At 71.6% G+C, this 21,314-nt stretch carries 17 protein-coding genes; 10 read left to right on the top strand and 7 right to left on the bottom strand.

What is annotated here, in order from left to right; all coding sequences use genetic code 11:
• Positions 1-7: 7 nt before the first annotated feature.
• Entirely contained in the window at positions 8-523 is a 516-nt protein-coding gene (locus OG607_RS08645) for a GNAT family N-acetyltransferase (protein WP_405720788.1), read from the bottom strand.
• Between the two features lie 64 nt (positions 524-587).
• On the opposite strand from OG607_RS08645, the gene OG607_RS08640 reads away from it, so the two are divergent.
• Entirely contained in the window at positions 588-1,352 is a 765-nt protein-coding gene (locus OG607_RS08640; RefSeq protein ID WP_405720785.1) for an ArsR/SmtB family transcription factor, read from the top strand.
• Here OG607_RS08640 and OG607_RS08635 read toward each other — a convergent pair.
• Entirely contained in the window at positions 1,343-2,371 is a 1,029-nt protein-coding gene (locus tag OG607_RS08635) for an Rv2578c family radical SAM protein (protein WP_405720782.1), read from the bottom strand. The genes OG607_RS08640 and OG607_RS08635 overlap by 10 nt on opposite strands.
• A gap of 126 nt (positions 2,372-2,497) precedes the next feature.
• Between OG607_RS08635 and OG607_RS08630 the strand changes: the two genes are divergently transcribed.
• The 4 genes from OG607_RS08630 (at position 2,498) to OG607_RS08615 (ending at position 7,497) form a co-directional block, all read left to right on the top strand.
• Complete coding sequence (locus OG607_RS08630; RefSeq protein ID WP_405720779.1) at positions 2,498-2,947, top strand: SRPBCC family protein; 450 nt, start codon at positions 2,498-2,500, stop codon at positions 2,945-2,947.
• Between the two features lie 274 nt (positions 2,948-3,221).
• Positions 3,222-5,555, top strand: coding sequence for an MFS transporter (locus OG607_RS08625; RefSeq protein WP_405720776.1), 2,334 nt, complete (start codon positions 3,222-3,224; stop codon positions 5,553-5,555).
• A 529-nt stretch (positions 5,556-6,084) separates the two neighbouring features.
• The gene (locus OG607_RS08620; RefSeq protein ID WP_405720774.1) at positions 6,085-6,555 is read left to right on the top strand and encodes a C40 family peptidase; all 471 of its coding nucleotides are present in this window, start codon (positions 6,085-6,087) and stop codon (positions 6,553-6,555) included.
• A gap of 117 nt (positions 6,556-6,672) precedes the next feature.
• Entirely contained in the window at positions 6,673-7,497 is an 825-nt protein-coding gene (locus tag OG607_RS08615) for a serine hydrolase (RefSeq protein ID WP_405720771.1), read from the top strand.
• Position 7,498: 1 nt separating this feature from the next.
• Here OG607_RS08615 and OG607_RS08610 read toward each other — a convergent pair whose 3' ends face one another.
• Positions 7,499-9,178 (bottom strand): MFS transporter, encoded by a 1,680-nt coding sequence (locus OG607_RS08610; RefSeq protein WP_405720768.1) that lies wholly within the window; start codon positions 9,176-9,178, stop codon positions 7,499-7,501.
• 275 nt (positions 9,179-9,453) lie between these two features.
• Between OG607_RS08610 and OG607_RS08605 the strand changes: the two genes are divergently transcribed.
• The 3 genes from OG607_RS08605 (at position 9,454) to OG607_RS08595 (ending at position 14,108) form a co-directional block, all read left to right on the top strand.
• Positions 9,454-11,934: a SpoIIE family protein phosphatase gene (locus tag OG607_RS08605; RefSeq protein WP_405720765.1), complete on the top strand. Its 2,481-nt coding sequence runs from the start codon at positions 9,454-9,456 to the stop codon at positions 11,932-11,934.
• Between the two features lie 127 nt (positions 11,935-12,061).
• Positions 12,062-12,784 (top strand): class I SAM-dependent methyltransferase, encoded by a 723-nt coding sequence (locus OG607_RS08600; RefSeq protein WP_405736632.1) that lies wholly within the window; start codon positions 12,062-12,064, stop codon positions 12,782-12,784.
• Between the two features lie 58 nt (positions 12,785-12,842).
• Positions 12,843-14,108 carry a GNAT family N-acetyltransferase gene (locus OG607_RS08595; RefSeq protein WP_405720762.1) on the top strand — a complete coding sequence of 422 codons (1,266 nt, stop codon included), beginning with the start codon at positions 12,843-12,845 and terminating at the stop codon, positions 14,106-14,108.
• A 13-nt stretch (positions 14,109-14,121) separates the two neighbouring features.
• On the opposite strand, the gene OG607_RS08590 is transcribed toward OG607_RS08595, so the two are convergent.
• The 4 genes from OG607_RS08590 to OG607_RS08575 are packed head-to-tail and all read right to left on the bottom strand — an operon-like array spanning position 14,122 to position 19,415.
• Positions 14,122-15,066 carry an LD-carboxypeptidase gene (locus OG607_RS08590; RefSeq protein ID WP_405720759.1) on the bottom strand — a complete coding sequence of 315 codons (945 nt, stop codon included), beginning with the start codon at positions 15,064-15,066 and terminating at the stop codon, positions 14,122-14,124.
• On the bottom strand, positions 15,063-17,246 hold the full coding sequence (locus tag OG607_RS08585; protein WP_405720756.1) for a prolyl oligopeptidase family serine peptidase: 2,184 nt from the start codon (positions 17,244-17,246) through the stop codon (positions 15,063-15,065). The genes OG607_RS08590 and OG607_RS08585 overlap by 4 nt, the downstream gene beginning before the upstream one ends.
• Positions 17,243-18,589, bottom strand: a complete 1,347-nt coding sequence (locus tag OG607_RS08580; protein ID WP_405720753.1) for a M20/M25/M40 family metallo-hydrolase — start codon at positions 18,587-18,589, stop codon at positions 17,243-17,245. The genes OG607_RS08585 and OG607_RS08580 overlap by 4 nt, the downstream gene beginning before the upstream one ends.
• Positions 18,582-19,415, bottom strand: a complete 834-nt coding sequence (locus OG607_RS08575) for a M55 family metallopeptidase (protein ID WP_405720750.1) — start codon at positions 19,413-19,415, stop codon at positions 18,582-18,584. Before OG607_RS08575 ends, OG607_RS08580 begins: the two co-directional genes overlap by 8 nt.
• A gap of 114 nt (positions 19,416-19,529) precedes the next feature.
• Between OG607_RS08575 and OG607_RS08570 the strand changes: the two genes are divergently transcribed.
• Both OG607_RS08570 and OG607_RS08565 read left to right on the top strand, forming a co-directional pair.
• Positions 19,530-20,231 (top strand): 4'-phosphopantetheinyl transferase family protein, encoded by a 702-nt coding sequence (locus OG607_RS08570; RefSeq protein ID WP_405720747.1) that lies wholly within the window; start codon positions 19,530-19,532, stop codon positions 20,229-20,231.
• Positions 20,232-20,349: 118 nt separating this feature from the next.
• A complete protein-coding gene (locus OG607_RS08565; protein WP_405720744.1) occupies positions 20,350-21,312 on the top strand; it encodes an ABC transporter substrate-binding protein in 963 nt (320 codons plus the stop codon).
• The last annotated feature ends 2 nt before the right edge of the window (positions 21,313-21,314 follow it).

Raw genomic sequence — 21,314 nt, 5'->3', positions numbered from 1 at the left:
CAAATTCTCACCGTGTGTCACGCGCGTAGCGGACCTCCGTGAGGAGGGTGCCGTCGTACTCCTCCTCCTGCGATGCCCCGTCAGGGGTGAAGCCGGCCTTCTCGTAGAAGCGGCGCGCGCGTGCGTTGTCTGCGAGCACCCAGAGCCGCATGCGCGTGAAGCCCCGGGCTGCGGAGGCCGCGAGGGCGGCGTCGGTGAGCGTGCGCCCGATGCCGGTGCCGATGAGGCCGGGGCGGACGTAGATCGCGTACAGCTCGCCGTCGGCGGGGGTCGTGTCGTCGCCGCGGTAGGGGCCGTGGGCGGCCCAGCCCGTGATCGAGTCGCCGTCGACGGTGACCAGGTTCTCGACGCGGCCGGTGGATCCGGCGAAGAAGTCCCGGCGGCGGGCGGCGTCCTCCTCGACGCTCATCGCGTCGAGGTAGGCGGGCGGCACGATCCCGGCGTACGCCGCCTGCCAGCCCCGCACCCGGATCGCGGCCACGGCGTCGATGTCGGCCTCGGTCATCGGTCGTACGAACGTCATGGCGGCACCCTAGGCAGCCTGGCAGGCCTTGACATGTGACTAAAAGGTCACCTATTTTTGAAGCATGGCAGAGGAACAGGACGCGGTGTTCAAGGCGCTCGCCGACCCGACCCGGCGCAGCCTCCTCGACGCGCTGTTCCATGAGGACGGACAGACACTCAGCTCCCTGGAGGCGCGCTTCGACGTCACGCGCTTCGCCGTGATGAAGCACCTCAGGCAGCTGGAGGAGGCCGGCCTGGTGGTGACCAGGCGGCGCGGCCGGGAGAAGCTCCACTTCCTCAACCCCGTCCCGATCCGGCTCGTCCACGACCGGTGGGTGAGCAAGTACGCGCAGCCGTGGGCCGCCGGTCTGAGCGACCTCAAGAGCCGACTGGAGAGAACGATGGAAAAGGTCTTCGAGCTCTACATCCGCACCACCCCGGAGCGTCTTTGGGAGGCGATCACCGATCCCGAGATCCGCTCCAAGTACAACTTCGGCGCCGGGATCACCTCGGACTGGAAGCCCGGCTCGCGCTACGTCATGGGCGCGCCGGGCGCCCCCGGGCCGCTGGGCGAGGGGGAGATCCTCGAGGTGGACCCGCCGCGCAGGCTCGTGCAGACGATGACCGCGCTGTGGAGCGACGAGGTGAAGAGCGAGGGGGAGTCCAGGATCACCTGGGACATCGAGCCCGTCGGCGACTCCTGCCGCCTCACCGTCACCCATGACCGGCTGCGCGAGGGCGCCAACGACGAGCTCTTCGGCGGTTGGCCGATGATCCTCTCCGGTCTGAAGACCTGGCTGGAGACGGGCGAGCTGCTCACCACGCCGGGATCGCTGCTCTACACCTGAAGCATCAGCTGGGTGGGCGGGTCGGCCGGTGCGGGGACCGGCTCCGGATCCGGTTCCGGGGCCGGGGCCCGCAGCGGCCGCCGGCTCGGTCCGATCCCGTACTCGGTGGCGAATTCGTGCACCTGGCGGGTGATCCGCCGCTGGTACCACGTGGGGGCGTAGGCCCCGTCCGCGTAGAGCGCCTTGTAGCGCGTGAGCAGCCGCGGGTGGTGGACGGACAGCCACGCCATGTACCACTCGCGCGCGCCGGGGCGCAGGTGCAGGACGAGCGGGGTGACGGAGGTGGCGCCGGCCTCGGCGATGGCGCGGACGGTGGCGCGCAGCTGCTCGGGGGAGTCGCTGAGGTAGGGGAGCACGGGGGCCATGAGCACCCCGGACGCGATCCCGTTCTCGTTGAGGGTGCGGCAGACGTCCAGCCGCTTCTGGGGCGAGGGGGTGCCCGGCTCGACGGTGTGCCACAGCTCGCGGTCGAGGAAGCCGACGGAGACGGCGGTGGAGACATCGGTGACCCGCGCCGCCTGCCGGAGGATCTCCAGGTCGCGCAGGATCAGTGAGCCCTTGGTGAGGATGGAGAAGGGGTTGGCGCGGTCGCGCAGCTCGCCGAGGATGCCCGGCATGAGGCGGTAGCGGCCCTCGGCGCGCTGGTAGCAGTCGACGTTGGTGCCCATGGCGATGTGCTGGCCCTGCCAGCGCGGCGCGGCCAGCTCGCGGCGCAGCAGTTCGGGGGCGTTGACCTTGACGATGATCTGCGAGTCGAAGTCCAGGCCGGTGTCGAGGTCGAGATAGCTGTGCGTCTTGCGCGCGAAGCAGTAGACGCAGGCGTGGCTGCAGCCCCGGTAGGGGTTGATCGTCCATTCGAACGGCATGCGCGAGGCGCCCGGCACGCGGTTGACGATCGAGCGGGCCCGCACCTCGTGGAAGGTGATCCCGCGGAATTCGGGGGTGTCGAACGTACGGGTGACGACATCGGTCCCGAAGAGTGCGGCGGTGCCGTCGCGGCTCAGGTTGTCCCAGCGCATGGTGCCTCCTCGTGTTGCCCTTGAATCGAGAATAGAACACCTGAGCGAATAACGTCGAGTGCGATGCTGTGCCCGCAGACGGAAGACCTACGCACAGACCTACGCACCAGAGCAGAGGACGGGCACATGGGCCAGGTAGAGGCCACCACGCAGCGCGAGATCGAGGCGGGTCCGGAAGAGGTGTTCGCCGTGCTCGCCGACTACACCGGCACCCGCGAGAAGCTGCTCACCGAGCAGTTCAGCGAGTACGAGGTCCGGGAGGGCGGCAAGGGTGAGGGCACCCTCGTCCACTGGAAGCTCCAGGCCACCGAGAAGCGCATCCGGGACATCCTCTTCGCGGTGACCGAGCCCACCGCCGGGCAGCTCGTGGAGACCGACCAGAACTCGTCCATGGTGACGACCTGGACCGTCACCCCGGCCGGCGAGGGCCGCTCCAAGGTCGTGACCACGACCACCTGGAACGGCGCCGGCGGCATCGGCGGCTTCTTCGAGCGCACCTTCGCCCCGAAGGGGCTGAACCGGATCTCCGACGCCGTGCTCGCGCGGCTGGCCGCCGAGGTGGAGGGCGCCAAGTAGGGCGCCAGGCCCTGGGGCCTGTCCGGCGGATCTCCGTGGCGTCGCGTGCCCTGGCACCAGCGCTCGCGGCGTTGCCGAAACGCCCACAGGAAACCACCCTGTGGGCGCTCCGGCGCCTTGCGACCGCCGGCGCCAGACCCCGCTCCTTCACCCACGGAGATCCCCCGGACAGGTCCCAGTCACCGATACGGGTGGTTCTGCTCCCCGGAAGGGAATCGTCGCGCCTGCTGATCGTTGTCGGTCGCAGGGCAGGCGCGACGAGGGGAGTGGACGGGTGGGCACGAGCACGCTGACCGAGCCGGCGGCCGACGACGCGGCGGCCCCGCCGTCCGAACCCGTGGCGAGGGCCCCCGAACTCTCCCCGCGCCGGATCCGGTTGATCTTCATCGGCCTGATGCTGACGCTGCTGCTCGCCGCGCTCGACCAGATGATCGTGGCGACCGCCCTCCCCAAGATCGTCGGCGAGCTGCACGGCCTGGACAAGATGTCCTGGGCCGTCACCGCCTACCTCCTCGCCTCCACCATCGGCCTGCCGCTCTACGGCAAGCTCGGCGATCTCCTCGGCCGCAAGGGCGTCTTCGAGTTCGCCATCGTCGTCTTCGTCATCGGCTCCGCCCTGGCCGGCTGGTCCCGCTCCATGGACGAGCTCATCGCCTTCCGCGCAGTACAGGGCATCGGCGGCGGAGGGCTCATGATCGGCGTGCAGGCGATCATGGCCGACATCGTCCCGCCCCGCGAACGCGGCCGCTACATGGGCCTGATCGGCGCCGCCTTCGGCCTCGCCTCCGTCGCCGGACCGCTGCTCGGCGGCTTCTTCACCGACCACGCCTCCTGGCGCTGGTGCTTCTACGTCAACGTGCCCTTCGGGCTGCTCACCCTCGCCCTCATCGCCGTCGTCCTGCGCCTGCCCAAGCCGGACGTCCGCCCTCGCCTCGACGTCCTGGGCGCACTGCTGCTCGCCACCGGCTCGACCTGCCTGGTCCTGCTGACCAGTTGGGGCGGCACGCGTTACGCCTGGGGCTCGGAGGTGATCGTGGGGCTCGGCGCAGGCGCCCTCGCGAGCGCCCTGCTGTTCGTGGTGGTGGAACGGTTCGCCGCGGAACCCGTCATCCCGCTGCGGCTGTTCCGCGACGGCATCTTCAACGTCACGGCGCTGATCGGGGCCGTGGTCGGCGTCGCGCTGTTCGGCGCGGCCAGCTATCTGCCGACCTTCCTGCAGATGGTCGACGGGGTCTCCGCCACCGAGTCCGGGCTGCTGATGCTGCCCATGATGCTCGGCGTCGTCCTCGCCTCCGTCGCCTCCGGCCAGCTCATCAGCCGTACCGGCCGCTACAAGCTCTTCCCGGTCCTCGGCGGCGCGCTCTCGGCGACCGGTATGTGGCTGCTGTCGCGGCTGGATGCGGACACCCCCCGCCCCGAATACAGCGCGTACATGCTGGTGCTGGGCCTCGGCATCGGCCTTACCCTCCCCGTCCTGGTCCTCGCCGTCCAGAACTCCGTACACCCCGGCGACCTCGGCACCGCCACCAGCGCCAACAACTACTTCCGCCAGATCGGCGGTTCCGTCGGCGCCGCCGTCTTCGGCACGCTGTTCGCCAACCGCCTCGCCGCAAGCCTCCCGCAGCGCGCCGGCCTCCCGGACGCGCGGTCGCTGACCCCGCAGCTCGTCCACGCCATGCCGCCGGCGCTGCGCGACGCGTACGTACGGGCGTACGCCGACGCCATGCCGCGGATCTTCCTCTACCTGGTGCCGGTGCTCGCGGTCGGCTTCCTACTGGCCTTCCTGCTCAAGGAGAAACCCCTGGTGACCCAGACCCAGCAGCACCAAGTCCCCGGCGCCCGCACCGCTGCGGGCGTCCCCGTCTGCGGCACCGTCCAGCACTCCGACGGCTCCACCGTCCCCCGCGCCGCCCTCACCCTCATCGACTCCACCGGCCACCAGATCGGCCGCGGGGCCACCGCCGACGACGGCCGCTACGCCCTGTCCACCCCCGGCAACGGCTCCTACGTCCTCATCGCCGCCGCCGGCGGCCACCAGCCCCAGGCCGTCTCCGTCACCGTCGGCCAGCACCCGGTGGAGCTGGATGTCGTCCTCGGCGGCGCCGGCCGCCTCGCCGGCACCGTCCACACCTCCGACGGCGCCCCCGTCCGTGACGCCATCGTCACCCTCACCGATGCCCGCGGCGACGTCATCGCCACCACCCGCACCACCCGCGACGGCACCTACCTCCTCACCGACCTCATCTCCGGCGAGTACACCCTGGCCACCACCGCCCCCGCCTACCGCCCCGCCGCCCTCCCCGTCTCCGTCCAGCCCTCCCGCGAGACCCGCCAGGACATCGAACTCGCCGGCGGCGCCATCCTGCGCGGCATCGTCCGCGCCCCGGGCGGCCGCACCGTCGAGGATGCCCGCGTCACGCTGCTGGACGCCGCCGGCAATGTCCTCGACTCCGTCAGGACGGCCACCGACGGCATCTTCCGCTTCGTCGACCTCGCGGCGGGCGAGTACACCGTCATCGCCTCCGGCTACCCGCCCGTCGCCACCGTGCTGCAACTGGCGGGCGGCGGGCGCACGGAGCGCGACCTGCAGCTGGGGCACGAGGACTGACCGTCCGGCACGGTTCTTGTCCAGGCGCGTCGAGTTCGGGCCCACGGAGCCTGCTGACCCGTTCCGTCAGGATCGGCCAGGCGCCGTGGAGCCAGGAGATGAGCCCGCGGTCGTCACCCCGTTTCCACGTAAGATCCGTCCTCCCTCGCCGGGGCGGTAGGGCTGGGGACGGTTTCGGGCGGTCCCCAGGGCGGGTCCAGCCAGTAGGCACCGGTGAGTTCGGCGTACGGCCCGCAGTGGCCTGAGTGGTCGAGCAGGCACCCAGCGGTGGTGGAGGCACTGTCCATGCCGGAGTAACGCATATATGCACCCGGTGGTACGCCCCGCGCTCCGGCGTTCACCTGTTGGAGGGAAATGCGCCCCTGGCGGAGGACGGAGGCGCGTACATCATCTCTGCATAAAAACAACGGATCTGTAGCCGAATCCGGACATACGACACCGTATTAGGTCATGAGATAGCGGGCGTTGCGGACAAAACTGTTCGGTCATCGAGAACCAAAGCGCTTCATCCAGACGCGGAGGTACTGAGATGTCCAGGTTGATCACCATCGGCCAACGACAGACGTCCGTCGGCGCCTTGATGGTCGTCGTCCTTCTGTGCGCGGGACTCGTCGGTCCCGTCCATCGGGCCGACGCCTTCGGCGCACACTTGTACGGGCAAAGAGCCCTCGCCGTGGCCGCTTCCAAACGCGGGGCGCCCTACGCCTACGGCGCCACCGGACCCGGGCGGTTCGACTGCTCGGGGCTGATGCTCTACTCCTTCCGCGAGGCGGGCAAGCGGCTCCCCCGCACCGCCGAGGGGCAGTACGAGCGCACCTACCATGTCGGCCGCCGCCAGCGCGTCCCTGGTGACCTGGTCTTCTTTCCGGTCGGTGGCGGGATCGTGCATGTCGGTATCTACGCCGGTCACGGCCGGATCTGGCATGCGCCGCGGCCGGGCGGGCGGGTGCGGCTGGAGCGGATCTGGACCCGAAATGTCCGTTATGGGCGGGCGGACTGACGCGGTTACCGGATCTGAAATCGCTGCCCGCCGGGGGTAGCCGGAGGGCCCGGGTGTCTGCTGGAGTGTCCTGTTCAAGAGTGTTGGCCAAAGCAACACGGAACGGGACGGACTTCGGTGCACATATCGCGCATATCCGCGGCCGCGGCGGCCGCTTCACTCGTCGGTGTCGTCGCGGCATCGGGCACCGCTGCCGCGGCCACGCCCACAGTGAGCTGTACGTCACACAAGTCGGGACTCGCGAAGGAGCTGAAGGCGGACATCACGGCCGCGCTCAAGAACCGCAAGAGCATGGTGGCGGTCTCGCTGTACGACCGGAGCACGGGCACCGCCTGCTCGTACAGGGCGGGGGTGAAGTACGACTCGGCGAGCGTGGTGAAGGCCACGCTGCTCGCGGCGCTGCTGCGGCAGGCGCAGGAGGCGGGCAGGGGGCTGACCACGCGGGAGAAGTCGCTGGCGAAGGCGATGATCACCAAGTCGGACAACACGGCGACGACCAAACTGTGGAAGCAGGTCAAGGTCAAGGGCGTCCAGCACTTCCTGAACCTGGCGAAGATGACGAACACCAAGCCCGGCGCCAACGGCTACTGGGGGCTCACGCAGATCACCGCGGGCGATGAGGCGAAGCTCCTCAAGCTGCTGACCTCGAACAACAAGGTGCTGACCAAGGCGTCGCGGTCGTATGAGCTCTGGCTGATGAACAAGGTCGTCACCGGTCAGCGCTGGGGCGTGCCGGCCGGGGCGCCGAGCGACGCGACGGTTCATGTGAAGAACGGGTGGCTGCCGCGGTCGACGCACAAGTGGCGGGTGCACAGCATCGGCGCGTTCACGGGCAACGGCAATGACTACGGGATCGTGGTGCTGTCGGAGGACGACAAGACGATGGACTACGGCATCGCCACGATCCAGAAGATCGCCAGGGCCATCCACGGCGACCTTTGATTCACCCCTCCTCGCAGGGCGTGCCGCGAGTCAGCGCGTACCGTGCGCCGATCCGGTACGTCCCGGCCGCAGGCGCTTGGAGCCGGGTCCACGTTCCGGACTCCGACAGGCAGCCGTGCAGCGAATCCGTGGCGCCCTCGATGCCGAGCCAGGGGGAGTAGGGGATCCGCAGGAGGTAGGAGCCGGCGGCGGGGACGTGGACGGTGAGGTCGGCGGAGCCGGCGTGGGTGACGGTGGCGGGGGCGTCGGCCAGCGGCTGGGTGCCGGTGACGCGGAACAGGCGCCAGTGGGCGTCGTGCCACACGGGCAGGAGCCAGGAGTGGGAGCCCGAGGTGATGAGCTTGGACTCGGCCAGGCCCGCGCCGTCCGGCTCGTCGGAGGGCAGGACGACGTAGCGGACACCCCAGTTGCGCAGCCAGGCGCGATAGGTGGCGGCGGTGAGGGTGCCGTCGTAGAAGAGGGGGTTGCGCTCCACGTCGGCCTGGCGGTTCCAGCCCCGGGCCAGGTTGACGACGGGGGCGAGCCCCGAGGCCTCCCAGTGGGAGCGCAGCGGCACGACCTCGACGCGGCCCCGGTTGGCCTGTAGGCGGCGGAGCTCGGTGATGAGCGGCTTGGCGTGCGCGATGGTGGCGGTCACCGGGGCGGTGTTGATCAGGTCGGCGACCGGTTTGCTGGTCTGCCAGACGGCGACGGCCGAGAAGGTCAGCCAGAGCGCGACGGTCCTGCGGGTCCCCATCCGTCCGGCCAGCGCGGCCGACAGCAGGACCACACCGCCGAAGAGCAGCGCGAGCCGTTCCGCGTTGCTGCCTATGGGCGACGGTATCGCGAAGGTGAGCGCTATCCCGGTCGCGTAGACCACCGAACCGGCGCGCACCGTACGCCAGTCGCGCGGCACCAGCACGGCGGCCAGCACCGCCGCGGCGAAGGGCAGGGCCGCGAAGTACCAGGCGAAGGGCTGCACTCCGGAGAACGGGAACAGCAGCGAGGTCGCCCCGACGACCACCGGCGGGCCGGCGGCGAGGACGTACGCGGGCCGGCGGCGGCCGGTGAGGAACAGGGCGGCGGCCAGGACCTCGACGAACAGCCCCGCGACCGGGCTGCAGGCGGTGGCGAGGGCGCCCAGGAACGAGGCCGCGACGAGGCGCCGGGTGCTGGGGACCAGGGCCCTCGGGATCATGGCCCTCGGGATGCGGGCCTCCGGTACGAGGTCCTTCAGGACCAGGTCGGCCGCCGCCAGGCCGAACAGGATGCCGAGGGCGAAGGTCACCCGGCCCGAGGCGACGTCGCACCAGAGGGAGAAGGCCGCCCACAGCGCCGGCAGCAGCGGCCGGGCGATACCGGAGCGCACCAGCAGGCGGGCCGCGATGGTGGCGGAGAGGGTGGCCGCGAGGACGGCGGTGGTGCGGACGCCGAGCAGGCCCATGACGTAGGGGGAGAACAGGCTGTACGAGGCGGGGTGCATGCCGCCGTACCAGGAGAGGTTGTACGCGGAGTCCGGGTGCTTCAGTGCGAAGTCGGTCCAGGCGTACTGGGCGGCCAGGTCACCGGCGTCGTTGGCGAGAAAGAGCGCCCATATGAGGCTGAGGACCGCCGCGAGGAGGGTGGCGGCCACGACGGGCCGGTGGAGCCGCAGGCGTATGGGGGCGAGTCGGAGTGAGAGGGGCTCCAGCGTGGTGGCCATGGCGGCGATTTCCTTCGGGCGGGTTGGCGACCCCGCACCTGTGGATCTGGAGTCCGATCAGCGACAAAGGACGCTAACACGGGGCTGTGTGGTTGCCTCCGGGAGGAGAACGCACGGGTATCGCATGGGGATCGCACGGGGATCGGGCCGCGATCGCGCGGGCGTGCGCCGGATTCGGCCATTGGCTTACGCGGGGCTGCACCGGAGCCGTACCGTGGTAGCGGAGTCACGGATCGTTGTGAACGGATCGTCGCCAGTCGCGAGCGGAGCGCGCCATGGATCGTCGGGACCTTCGGGTACCGCAGGGCGGGGAATCCCGCTCCGGTCTGTCCGGACGGGTGCCCCTCGCCGTGGTCGTGGTGGACGGTCAGGGCCTGGTCTCGCACTGGAGCACGGGCGCCCGCAGACTGTTCGGGCGGGCCAAGGAGGAGGCGCTGGGCCGGCCGGTGGTCGACCTGCTGCCGGTGTCGGGCACGCTGACCGACGACGCGGACCGTTCGGGCGGTTCGGGCGGCGGCGCGGCGAGCGGAGCCGCGTACGACCCGGACGATGACCTCGGCCCCGATCTCGACGCGTCGCTCAACGGCGAGACGTCCTACCCGACCGCGGGCCGTGCCCGGCTCTGCGACCCGGAAGTGGATGTCCTGTGGTGGGCCTACCCGCTGGTCGGCCCCGGGCCGGAGCGGCTGCTCATGCTGGCCGCCGACGCCGCGCAGCTGCACGCCCCGCCCGAGGAGGCCGACGGCCAGGACGAGTTCGAGCGGATCGCGCCAGGTTTCGCGCTGCACACGGAATTCCCCGGCGCCGAGGAACTGGCCAAGCGGCTGCCGGAGATCCTGCCCAGCATGAGCGTCTCCGAGAGCCGCCGGATCGTCTCCCAGGTACTCGAACTCGGCTATCCGGTGCTGGAGATCAGCCAGCACGACCGGGTGCCCGTCACCCCGGACTGGGGCGTGCCCAAGCGGGCCGAGCGCCGCGCGGGTCAGCGGCGGGCCGCGGCCGGTTCGGCCGCGGTGGCAGGGAAAGCGACAGCGCCACAGCCCGGCGAGGTCGAGAACGACCTCGAATACGCCGCCGTCCGCGAGCACCTGGAGTTCCTCAACGAGGTCAGCGGCCGCATCGGCTCCTCCCTCGACCTGGCCCGTACGATCCAGGAGGTGAGCGCGGCCGTAGTCCCCCGCTTCACCGATGTCGCGGGCACGTATCTGCGCGAGCAGGTCCTGGCGGGCGAGGGCTTCCCGGACGGGCCGCCGGATGTCACCACCATGTGGTACCGGGTCGCGGTCGAGCACAACGACGAGCCGGGGCGCTGGGACGACGTGGTGCCGGTCGGCGAGTCGATGCCGTTCCCCGAGCAGACGCCGTTCTTCCAGTGCATGACCAGCGGCCAGCCGGTGCTGGTGCCCCGGATCACCGAGCCGATGGGCGACGCGATCGCCTCGCAGTTCGAGAAGCGTGACATCCGGCCGCTGATCACCGGGCGGTCGATGCTCGTCGTCCCGCTGAAGGCGCGCAATGTGGTGCTCGGCTTCATGATCCTGCTGCGGCACGCCCAGCGGGCCGTCTTCAACGACATGGACCGGGTGACGGGGGCCGAACTGGCGGCCCGCGCCGGGCTCGTGCTCGACAACGCGCGCATGTACACGTACCAGGAGAATGTCGCCGACACCCTCCAGGACAGCATGCTGCCGCAGATCACCCCGCGCATGCCCGGGTGCGATGTGGCCACCCGCTATCTGCCCGGCACCCGGCTGGGCCGGGTCGGCGGAGACTGGTTCGACACCATCAAGCTGCCCGGCTCGCGGCTGGCACTGGTGGTGGGCGACGTCATGGGCCACGGCCTCAACTCGGCCGCGATGATGGGGCAGCTGCGGACCGCCGTGCAGACCATGGCGGCGATGGACATGCCGCCCGTGCAGCTCCTGCGCAATCTCGACGACCTGGCGCAGCGGCTCGGCGAGCACTATCTGGCCACATGCCTGTACGCCGTCTACGACCCGGTCGAATCCGAGCTGCTGATCGCCAACGCCGGTCACATCCCGCCCGTGCTCGTCAGGGCGGCCGACGGACGCAGCGAACTGCTGGACATCCCCACCGGCGCGCCCATCGGCATCGGCGGCGTCCCATTCGAGACCGTGAAGGTGCCCGTCGCCCCCGGCGACCGGCTGGTGCTCTGCACCGACGGCCTGGTCGAGGTGCGCGGCCAGGACATCGGCCAGGGGCTGGCCGCGCTCTGCGAGAGTGCCGCACACCCGGCCGCCTCCATGGACGACGCCTGCGACACCATCATCCGGGCCCTCAACCGGCCCGGCGGCCGCAAGGACGACGTCGCCCTCCTCATGGCGCGGCTCAACGGCATCCCCCGCGAGGACGTCGCCATGTGGCAGCTCGCCCTCGACCCCCGCGAGGTGGCCCGGGCCCGGCAGCTCACCCGCGACACGCTGGTGCGGTGGGGCTTCGAGGACGCCGCCGAGACGGCCGAACTGCTGGTCGGCGAGGTCGTCACCAATGCCGTACGCCATGCCCACACCCGCCACATCGAACTGCGGCTGGTCCGGGCCGACGCCCTGCTGTGCGAGGTCGCCGACGACGACCACTCGGTGCCGGTGCTGATCGGCGCCGGGCCGCAGGACGAGTTCGGGCGCGGCCTGCGGATCGTCAGCCGGCTGGCCCGGGAGTGGGGCGCGAGCCGTACCGCGCAGGGGAAGACCGTGTGGTTCGAGCAGTCGCTGCCGCCGCGGGGGCGCGGGCGGTAGGGCGGGGGTAGTAGCGGAATCCCGGGTACGGATTGCGCCAGACGCTTGTCAGGGTCAATCCGCCCCTGTAGCACGGACCCTGACTATGCGTTGGCTATGCGGCCGATCCTGGGGAGTGCGCATGAACGTGTCCAGTTCCAGCGGGTATCTGCAGGCGTGGGAGAGCTACTGGCGCGATCTGGCCGACGAACCCGGAGCGGCCTTCTGGGACTCCGAGGCCGAGGTCGCCGCCGCTCTCCATCTCCCGCTCTTCGAGGGCTACTTCGACGACTCGCTGCCGATCGTCGACCTCGGCTGCGGCAACGGCACCCAGACCCGGTACCTCGCCGGGCGGTACGGGCGCGCCATCGGCGTCGACCTCGCCGCGGCCGCCATTGACCACGCCCGGCGGGCGGACCCGCGAGGCCTTGCCGAGTACCGCCGGCTCAACCCGGCGGACGAGGCCGTGGCGCGGGCGCTGCACGCCGAGCTGGGCGACGCGAACGTCTACATGCGCGGCGTCCTCCACCAGTGCGAGCCGGACGAGCGCCAGCCCCTGGTCGCCGGAATCGCCGCCCTCGCCGGCGCCCGGGGCCGGGTCTTCGCCGACGAACTGTCCGGCGCCGCCAAGGGCGTCCTCATGGGCCTGGCCCAGGGCCCCGGCGGCCCGCCCGCCAAGCTGGCGGCCGTCTTCGCCCACGGCATCGCGCCCGGGGAGGTCCCGGACGAGGCGATCCCGGCGTTCTTCCGTACGGCCGGGCTCGATGTGCTGGACCAGGGTGCGATCGCGCTGACGACCACGGAGTACGCGGCCGACGGCTCACGGATCCTGGTGCCGACGAACTGGCTGGTGGCGGGGCGCCGGAGCTGACCGGGCGGTGTGACAAAACCGGATGCGGGGGCGGCCCCTCCTCCGTACCGTGCGAGGCATGGGTATTGCGCGCAACGTCGACGTCCGGGTGATCCACGAGGACGAGATCGAGGAGTGGGGACGGGCCGCCCGGCGAGGGTTCCTGTCGCAGTACGAGGCCGGCGACCTCCCGTGGCGCAAGCGCACGTTCGAGCCGGGGCGCTGGCAGGCGGCCTTCGACGGGGACCGCTGCGTGGGCACTTTCCGCAGCATCCCCTTCGAGCTCACGGTGCCCGGCGGTGCCACGCTCGCGGCGGACGGCATTGCGGGGGTGACGGTGACCTCGACACACCGACGGCAGGGGCTGCTGGGCCGGATGATGGAACGGGACCTGGCCGGTGCGCGGGAGCGCGGCGAGGCGGTGGCCATGCTGTATCCGGCCGAGTACGCCATTTACGGCCGGTTCGGCTTCGGGCCCGCACTGCGGCAGGGCGGATGCGAGATGTCCATCCCCTCCTCCGGCGGGCTTCGCGCGGGCGTCGGCAGCGCCGGCACCGGCCGGATCGACCTGGCGACCATGGCCGAGGTGCGCAAGCACGGACCCGAGCTGTTCGACCGGTTCCGCGTCACCCGGCCCGGCACGATCAGCCGCGCGGCATGGCACTGGGAGGGCGACACCGGGGAGATCGCCCGCCCCGGCGAAACCTTCAAGGAGCCGTTCTACGCCCTGCACCGGGACGCCGGCGGCGAGGTGACCGGCCTGCTGGCCTACCTGGTCGACGACGCCTGGGCCGACGGCGGCCCCAACCACACCCTCAGAGTGCTGGACCACTTCGCCACCGACCGCGAATCCGAAGAGGCGCTGTGGCGGTACGCCTTCTCGGTCGACTGGATCCGCAAGGTGCGCGTCGAGAACATCGCGCCGGACGACCCGCTGCCGCTGCTCCTCAACAACCCCCGGGCCGCCGTGCCGACGGAGGACTGCGCGGACGGCGTGTGGCTCAAGGTCCTCGACGTACCCGCCGCCTTCGGCGCCCGTACGTACCGCGGACCCGGCCGGGTCGTGCTGGAGGTCGCCGATTCCGGTCCCGGCGGCTCCGGGTACGCCGCGGGCCGCTGGGCCGTCGAGGCCGCCGCCGACGGTACGGGGCGGGCGGAGCGCACCGATGCCCCGGCCGACCTGGCCATGGACGCCGGCGCGCTGGGCTCGCTGTACCTGGGCGGTGCCTCGGTGCCGCTCCTCGCGGCGGCGGGGCTGGTGCGGGAGCTGCGTCCCGGGGCGGTCGAGCGGGCGGATGTGCTGCTGCGCAGCTCGGTCGCGCCCTGGTGCCCGGACGAATTCTGAGCCGTTCTCCTGATCAGGACAGCGTGAGCGTCCCCGCGTCGGCGTCCAGCACGGCCGGGACGCCGAGCGGGACGGTCAGGCTGCTGTCGCCGTGCCCGAAGCCCAGTTCCTCCACGACCGGCACGCCGAGCGGGCCGAGCCGGTCCAGGAGGACGGCCCGTACGTCGTCGTAGGGACCGCAGTCGCGCCAGGAGCCGAGGGCTATACCGGCGACGCCGTCCAGCAGGCCGGAGCGCAGGAGCTGGGTGAGCATCCGGTCCAGCTGGTAGGGCCGCTCGCCGACATCCTCCAGGATGAGGATGCCGCCCCGCAGGGTGGACCGGGAGCGCGGGGCGCCGATCTCGGAGGCGAGCATGGCCAGGCAGCCCCCGACGGTGACGCCCTGGGCGCGGCCCGGCACCAGGGGAGCGGCGGTGGGGGAGGTGAGGACCCGGGCCCGGGCGGGCTCGAAGAGGGTGTGGCGCAGGTGCCGCTGCGTGGGCTCGTCCTTGACGAAGGCCACGCCGGCGGCCACGGGCCCGTAGAGCGTGCCGAGGCCGAGGCGCAGGGCGAAGGCCTCATGAAGGACCGTCACATCGCTGAAGCCGACAAAGGTCTTGGGGCCCGCCGCGGCCAGCGCGTCCCAGTCGAGCAGGTCCAGCATGCGCTGGGCGCCGTAGCCGCCGCGGGCGCACATCACGGCGGCGGTGCCGGGGTCGCACCAGGCGTCCTGGAAGTCGCGGGCCCGTGCCGCGTCGTCGCCGGCGAGGTAGCCCAGGCGCGGGTCGCGGTCCCGGACATGCGGGGCGAGCACCGGGTCGAGGTCCCAGGCGCGCAGGATGTCGAGCCCCGCGTCCAGCCGCTCGGGCACCACCGGGCCGCTGGGGGCGACGACGGTGACGCGGTCGCCGGGGACCAGGGGGCGGGGCCGCGACAGAGGTACGAGGGCCGCTTGCTCCACTTGCGTCGCCTGCTTCACTTGCTCAGCTCCAGGGGAGGTGTGCCGGGCGGGTCGAAACCGAAGACCTGCCCGTACAGCGACAGTTCGGCGTGCAGGCAGGTGATCATGGTGTCCTCGCGGCGGAAGCCGTGCCCCTCGCCCTCGAAGGCGAGATACGCGTGCGGAATGCCGCGCCCGGCGACCTCTTCGAGGAAGCGCTCGCACTGCGCGGGCGGGCAGATCACGTCGTCCAGGCCCTGGAGGAGGAGGAAGGGCGAGCGGATCCGGTCGGCGTGGTGAGCGGGGGAGCGCTCGAGATAGCGCTCGGGCACCTCCGCGAGGGGGCCGATGAGGCCTTCGAGGTAGTGGGACTCGAAGTCATGGGTCTCGGCGCCCGCCGCCCAGCTGTACAGGTCGAGGATCGGATACTTGATCGTGCCGCAGGCGTAGACCTCGGTCGAGGTGAGCGAGGCGCCGCTGGTCCAGCCGCCCGCGCTGCCGCCCCGGATCGCCAGCCGCGCCCCGTCGGCGGTGCCCTCGTCCGCCAGCGCCCGGGCGACGGCCGCGCAGTCCTCGACCTCGACCACTCCCCACTGCTCGCGCAGCCGCTCGCGGTACGCCCGCCCGTAGCCGGTCGAACCGCCGTGGTTGACCTCCACCACACCGATGCCGCGCGATGTGAAGTACGCGATCTCCAGGTCCAGGACGAGCGGCACCCGACTGGTGGGGCCGCCGTGCACCCACACCGCGTAGGGCGGCAACTCGCCCTCGGGGGCGGTGAAATCGGGGCTCCGGGGCGGGTACACCTGGGCGTGGATCTCCCGGCCGCCCGGGCCCCTGAAGACCCGCTCGACGGGCTCGGGCAGATACGCCGGGTCCACCGCGTCCTGGTGTGCCGCGCCGATCACCCGGGAGCGGCCGGTTCGGGTGTCGAACTCGACGACCTCGTAGGAGCTGTGGGCGCTCGCGGCGGTGCCGATGACGCGGTCGCCGGCCACGGCGAGCGAGCCGCCGGCCCACTCGGTCCACGGCCCTGGCGCGTCGGTGAGCTCACCGGTGGCGAGGTCCAGTATCCCCAGGCGCTGCGCGCCCACGCCGTGCAGGACCGCGACCTGGCCGCTGTCGACCGGCCCGCTGTTGAGGGGGGCGAACCAGCGCGCCCCCATCTGCCAGAGTGCTCCGGCGAACTCCTCCTCGCGCGGGCACAGGCCGACCGCCTCGCCGGTGGCGGGGTCGACGCGGTGCAGATTCCACCAGCCGGTGCGGTCGGTGGCCGCCAGCAGTGTGCCGTCGGGTGCCCATTCGGCCTGGGCGACCGATTCCCGTGGCCCGCCGATGAGTGTGCGGGGCCCGGCGAGAGTGCCCTCGTCCGTGACCTCGGCGATCCGCAGCTCGGTGCCGTCCCAGGGCATCCGCGGATGGTCCCAGGCCAGCCACACGGCCTGCCGTCCGTCCGGGGACAGCCGGGGCGCGGTGACGAACCGGTGCGTGTCGTCGGCCAGTTCCCGCACCGCGCCCCGGTCCTCGGCGGCGGAGCCGTCCAGCGGCACGGCGGCGAGCACCCGGCGTACATCGCCGGGTCCCTCACCCGTGTACTCCTCGAGGACGCACCACACCTCGCCCCGGTCCAGGTCGATCCGGGGGTCGGCCCAGCGCAGCCCGCCCCCGACCGCCGACACCGGGGTCAGCGGCCTGGGGGCCCCGTCGCCCGGCGCGTCCGGCTCGTATGCGTACAGCCGCTGGTCGGGGAAGTGCGAGAAGACGACTAGGGCCTGTCCGGCGGATCTGGGGCGGATAGGCCGCGGCGTCTGGTGTGGTGCATCGCAAGGCGCCGGAGCGCCCTCAGGGTGGTTTCCTGAGGGCGTTTCGGCAACGCCGCGAGGTGCCGCCCGCCGCGCCAGCGGCTGATGTCGCTGTGGCGTCGCGGACCCGGCCCAGATCCGCCGGACAGGCCCTGGTCCAGGCGCCCCGGCCCAGGCCCGGCCGCCGTACTCGATGACCCGGGTGCGCACATTCCACGGCGCCGGGAGCACCGGCTCGGTGCGCCCGTCCACGCGGCGGCGCACCAGGGCTCTGCGGCCGCCCTCGGCGGGGCGGGGCTCGGTCCACCACACCTCGTCTCCCACCGCGCCGGGCCATTCGGGCCCCCCGTCGTGCGCGGCCGCCGTGCGCGCGTCGATCGGCGAGACCCAACTGCCGTACGGAGCTTGGCGCTTCATCGGGCTCCGCCCCGCAGGAACCGGTCCAGCACCCGCACCCCGAAGTGCAGTGCCTCCACCGGAACCCGCTCGTCGACCCCGTGGTACATCCCGGCGTAGTCGAAGCCCTCCGGCAGCTTCAGCGGCGAGAAGCCGTAGCCGGTGATACCCAGCCGGGAGAACTGCTTGGCGTCGGTGCCCCCGCCGATGCAGTACGGCACGACATGGCCCTCCGGATCGAAGTGCTGGAGCGCCTCGCGCATCGCGGCGTACGTCGGCGAGTCCACGGGAGCCTCCAGCGGCACCTCCCGGTGCTGGAACTCCCACTCGACATCGGGCCCGGTGAGCCGGTCGAGGGTCTGGGCGAACTCCTCCTCGCCGCCGGGCAGCATCCGCCCGTCGACATACGCCGTCGCGTGCCCCGGAATGACATTGATCTTGTAACCGGCCTGCAGCATCGTCGGGTTGGCGCTGTTGCGGACGGTCGGCTCGACCAGCGCGGCCGCCGGGCCCAGCTTGGCCAGCAGCGCGTCGACATCGTCGAAGTCCGGCTCGATGTCGTGCAGCGCGGCGAGTTCGGTCAGCGCGGCCCGCACGGTGGGGATGATCCGCACCGGCCACTCGTGCCCGCCGATCCGGGTGATGGCGGCGGCCAGCCGGCTCACCGCGTTCTCCCTGTTCACCTTCGAGCCGTGCCCGGCCCTGCCGCGCGCGGTGAGCTTGAGCCAGGCGGTGCCCCGCTCACCGGCCCCGACGGGATACAGCCGCATGCCGCCGCCCGCGTGGAAGGTGAAGCCGCCGGACTCGCTGATGCCCTCCGTGCAGCCCTCGAAGAGGCCTGCGTGCTCGGCGGCCAGATAACCGGCCCCGTACGCCGCGCTGTCCTCCTCGTCGGCCGTGAAGGCGAGCACGATGTCGCGCGGCGGCCGCAGGCCCTGCCGGGCCCAGGCCCGTACCGTCGCCAGGATCATCGCGTCCATGTTCTTCATGTCGACGGCTCCGCGCCCCCACACCACCCCGTCGCGCACTTCGCCCGAGAACGGGTGCACCGTCCAGTCGGCGGCCTCGGCGGGAACGACATCCAGGTGCCCGTGGACCAGCATCCCCGGCGCGGCCCGGTCCGTGCCCGCGATCCGGGCCACCACATTGGCCCGCCCGGGCGCCGACTCCAGGATCCGCGCCTCGATGCCGGCGTCGGCGAGCCGCTCGGCCACATACTCGGCCGCCGGACGCTCGTTGCCGTCGCCGCCGCCCCGGTTGGTCGTGTCGATCCTGATCAGGTCCGAGGTGAACCGCACCACCTCGTCCATGGCCTGCTGGTCCATGCCCTGCTCGTCCATGCGCTCATCAACCCCGTCAGCCATATTGTTCCTCCACCGCCGCCGACACGACCGTGGTCACCGCCTTGAAGCACCGGATGCCCTCGTACATCGTCGGCGACACATACCGCACCGTGCGCTCGCCGGTCCGCTCCACCCCCGGCACGACGGCCGCCGCCCCGGCCAGATGCACGGCGTCGAACTCCACCTCGACGCCGAACGGCCCGCCCCGGTGCGGCTCGTGCCGCACCGCCAGCGCGGCCGCCTCCTTGGCCGCCGTCCTGATGTCCGCCGCAGTGCGCGCCGGAGGGCGGCACACCGCCGCGTACCGCGACACGTAGTCCTTGACCGCGACCGTGCGGGCCCGGGGTGCGTAGGACAGGGCGTCCCGCGCGGTGCGGTCGTCACCGGTGACCAGCACCACCGGAACCCCGTACTCGGCGACGACCAGCGCGTTGAGGTGGCCCTCGCTCGCCGGCTCGCCGTTCACCCACACGCCGGTGATGGAGTTGGCGAGATAGGTGTGCGCCAGCACCCCCTCGGTGCCCGCGCCCGTGTGGTAGCCGACGAACGCTATGCCGTCCACGTCCCCGTGCTGTACGCCCTCCACCATCGACAGGTCCTTGTGTCTGCCGGTCAGCATCTGGGCCCGCTCGTCCAGCTGCTCCAGCAGTAGATTGCGCATCGTCCAGTGGGCCTCGTTGACCAGGACCTCATCGGCGCCGCCGTCGTGGAAACCGGCGATGGCGGCGTTCACGTCGGAGGTGAACATGTGCCGGCAGCGCTGCCACTGCTCGCTGCCGGGCAGTACGTCAGCGGGCCAGGTCACGCCGGTGGCGCCCTCCATGTCGGCGCTGATCAGGATCTTCATGGAATGTCACGCTACGCGCTGCCCCCGGATCGCTCCAGGCCCCCCGCCAGGACCTGTGGACAACTTCCGTAGGATCGTCCCCGAGGACCCCGACTGCCCCAAGGAGCCGTGCACGTGAACGTCCCCAGGGTGTTCGGACCCGGCCCGATGCCCGGGAGCCTGACGCTCGGCGGCACGCCCGACGTATGGCTGGCCCGCGTCGCCGACCATGTGCCCGCGCCCGACTTCGAGGCCGGGCGGGCGATGCTCGACGCCGCCGAACGGGCCCGGTACGAGGCGTTCCTGCGGCCCGCCGACCGGGAGATGTACGCCGTGGCGCACATCGCGCTGCGGCGGCTGCTCGGGGCGTACCGGGGTGAGGATCCCGGGTCCGTCGTCCTCGTCCGCGAGGACTGCCCGGTGTGCGGGGGGCCGCACGGCCGCCCAGCCGTGGCCGGGGGCGGCGGGCCGTTCTTCTCGCTGTCGCACAGTGCGGGGCTGGTGCTGCTGGCCTTCGCCGCCACGCCGGTCGGCGTCGATGTGGAGGAGATCCCGGCCCCCGGGGTCGTGGAGGAGCTGCGGGAGGCCATCCTCCACCCCGGGGAGCGCGCCGAGCTGGACGCGCTGCCGCCCGCCGACCGGGCCGCCGCCTTCGGGCGCTGCTGGGCCCGCAAGGAGGCGTACCTCAAGGGCACCGGCGCCGGACTGGCCGACAACCCGGACCGCACGCGCGTCGGCGCCGGCCCGGTCCCGTACCCCGTCCCGGGCTGGACGGTCACCGACCTGGCGGTCCCGGCGGGGCACAGCGCGGCACTGGCGACTGCAACTCCTTGTTAACGAGATTGTGTACAGCTGTCCGAGTCGTTGACTCGGACGGCCGTCGCCCCTACCGTCGCTTGGCGCACCACCCAATGAACGACAGTTCGCAGGACGAACCATGTCTCCGGGAGTGCCAATGCGTCGTACGTTATGCACGTTCCTGGCGGCCACCGCGCTGTTCGCGGCGGCCGCTTGCGGTGGTGGTTCCGGCAGTCCGTCGGCCAAGAGCTCCGACGGTACGAAGACGATCAAGATCGGCGCCATCGCCATCGCGGACACCGCCCCGGTCTATCTCGCGGTCAGCAAGGGCATCTTCAAGAAGCACGGGCTGAACGCCAAGATCACGGCGGTGACCGGCGGCGCGACCAGCATCTCGGGTGTGGTGGGCGGTCAGTTCGACTTCGCTTTCGCCAACACCACCTCGGTACTGACCGCCGCCGCACAGGGCCTGCCGATCAAGGTGGTCTCCAACGGCGCGTCCTCGACCGGAGTGGTGGGCAAGGACTTCTGTGCGGTCCTGGTCAAGAAGGACAGCCCGGTGAAGAGCGCCAAGGATCTTGAGGGCAAGACCATCGCGGTCAACCAGCTCAAGAACATCGGCGACACCACCATCCGGGCGTCGGTGCGCAAGGACGGCGGGGACCCGTCCAAACTCAAGTTCGTCGAGATGCCCTTCCCCGACATGCCCGCCGCGCTGAGCAAGGGCAGTGTCGATGCGATCTGGGTGCCGGAGCCCTTCGTGACCATCGCCACGGGATCGGGTGCCAGGCCGGTGACCTGGCCCTTCGCCGAGGCGGCGCCCGACCTGACGGTGGCGATGTACTTCACCGGCACCAAACTCGCCCAGCAGGACCCGGACCTGGTCAAGAGCTTCACCGCCGCCATCAAGGAGGCTTTCGCGTACGCCGAGGCGCACCCGGAGGAGGCGCGCAAGGAACTGCTGAGCTACACCAAGATCGACGCGAAGACCGCCGACAAGATCATCCTGACGAAGTGGCCCCAGGACATCAATCGGGCATCGGTCGAGACCATCTCCGACGACGCCCTCAACGACGGTGTGCTGACCAAGAAGCCCGACCTGGACGCTCTGCTGCCGTGAGG

The organism is Streptomyces sp. NBC_01537, from assembly GCF_045040445.1.
GTDB lineage: Bacteria > Actinomycetota > Actinomycetes > Streptomycetales > Streptomycetaceae > Actinacidiphila.
The sequence above is the reverse complement of the archived record's forward strand: the minus strand, read 5'-3'. Positions and strand labels throughout refer to the sequence as shown.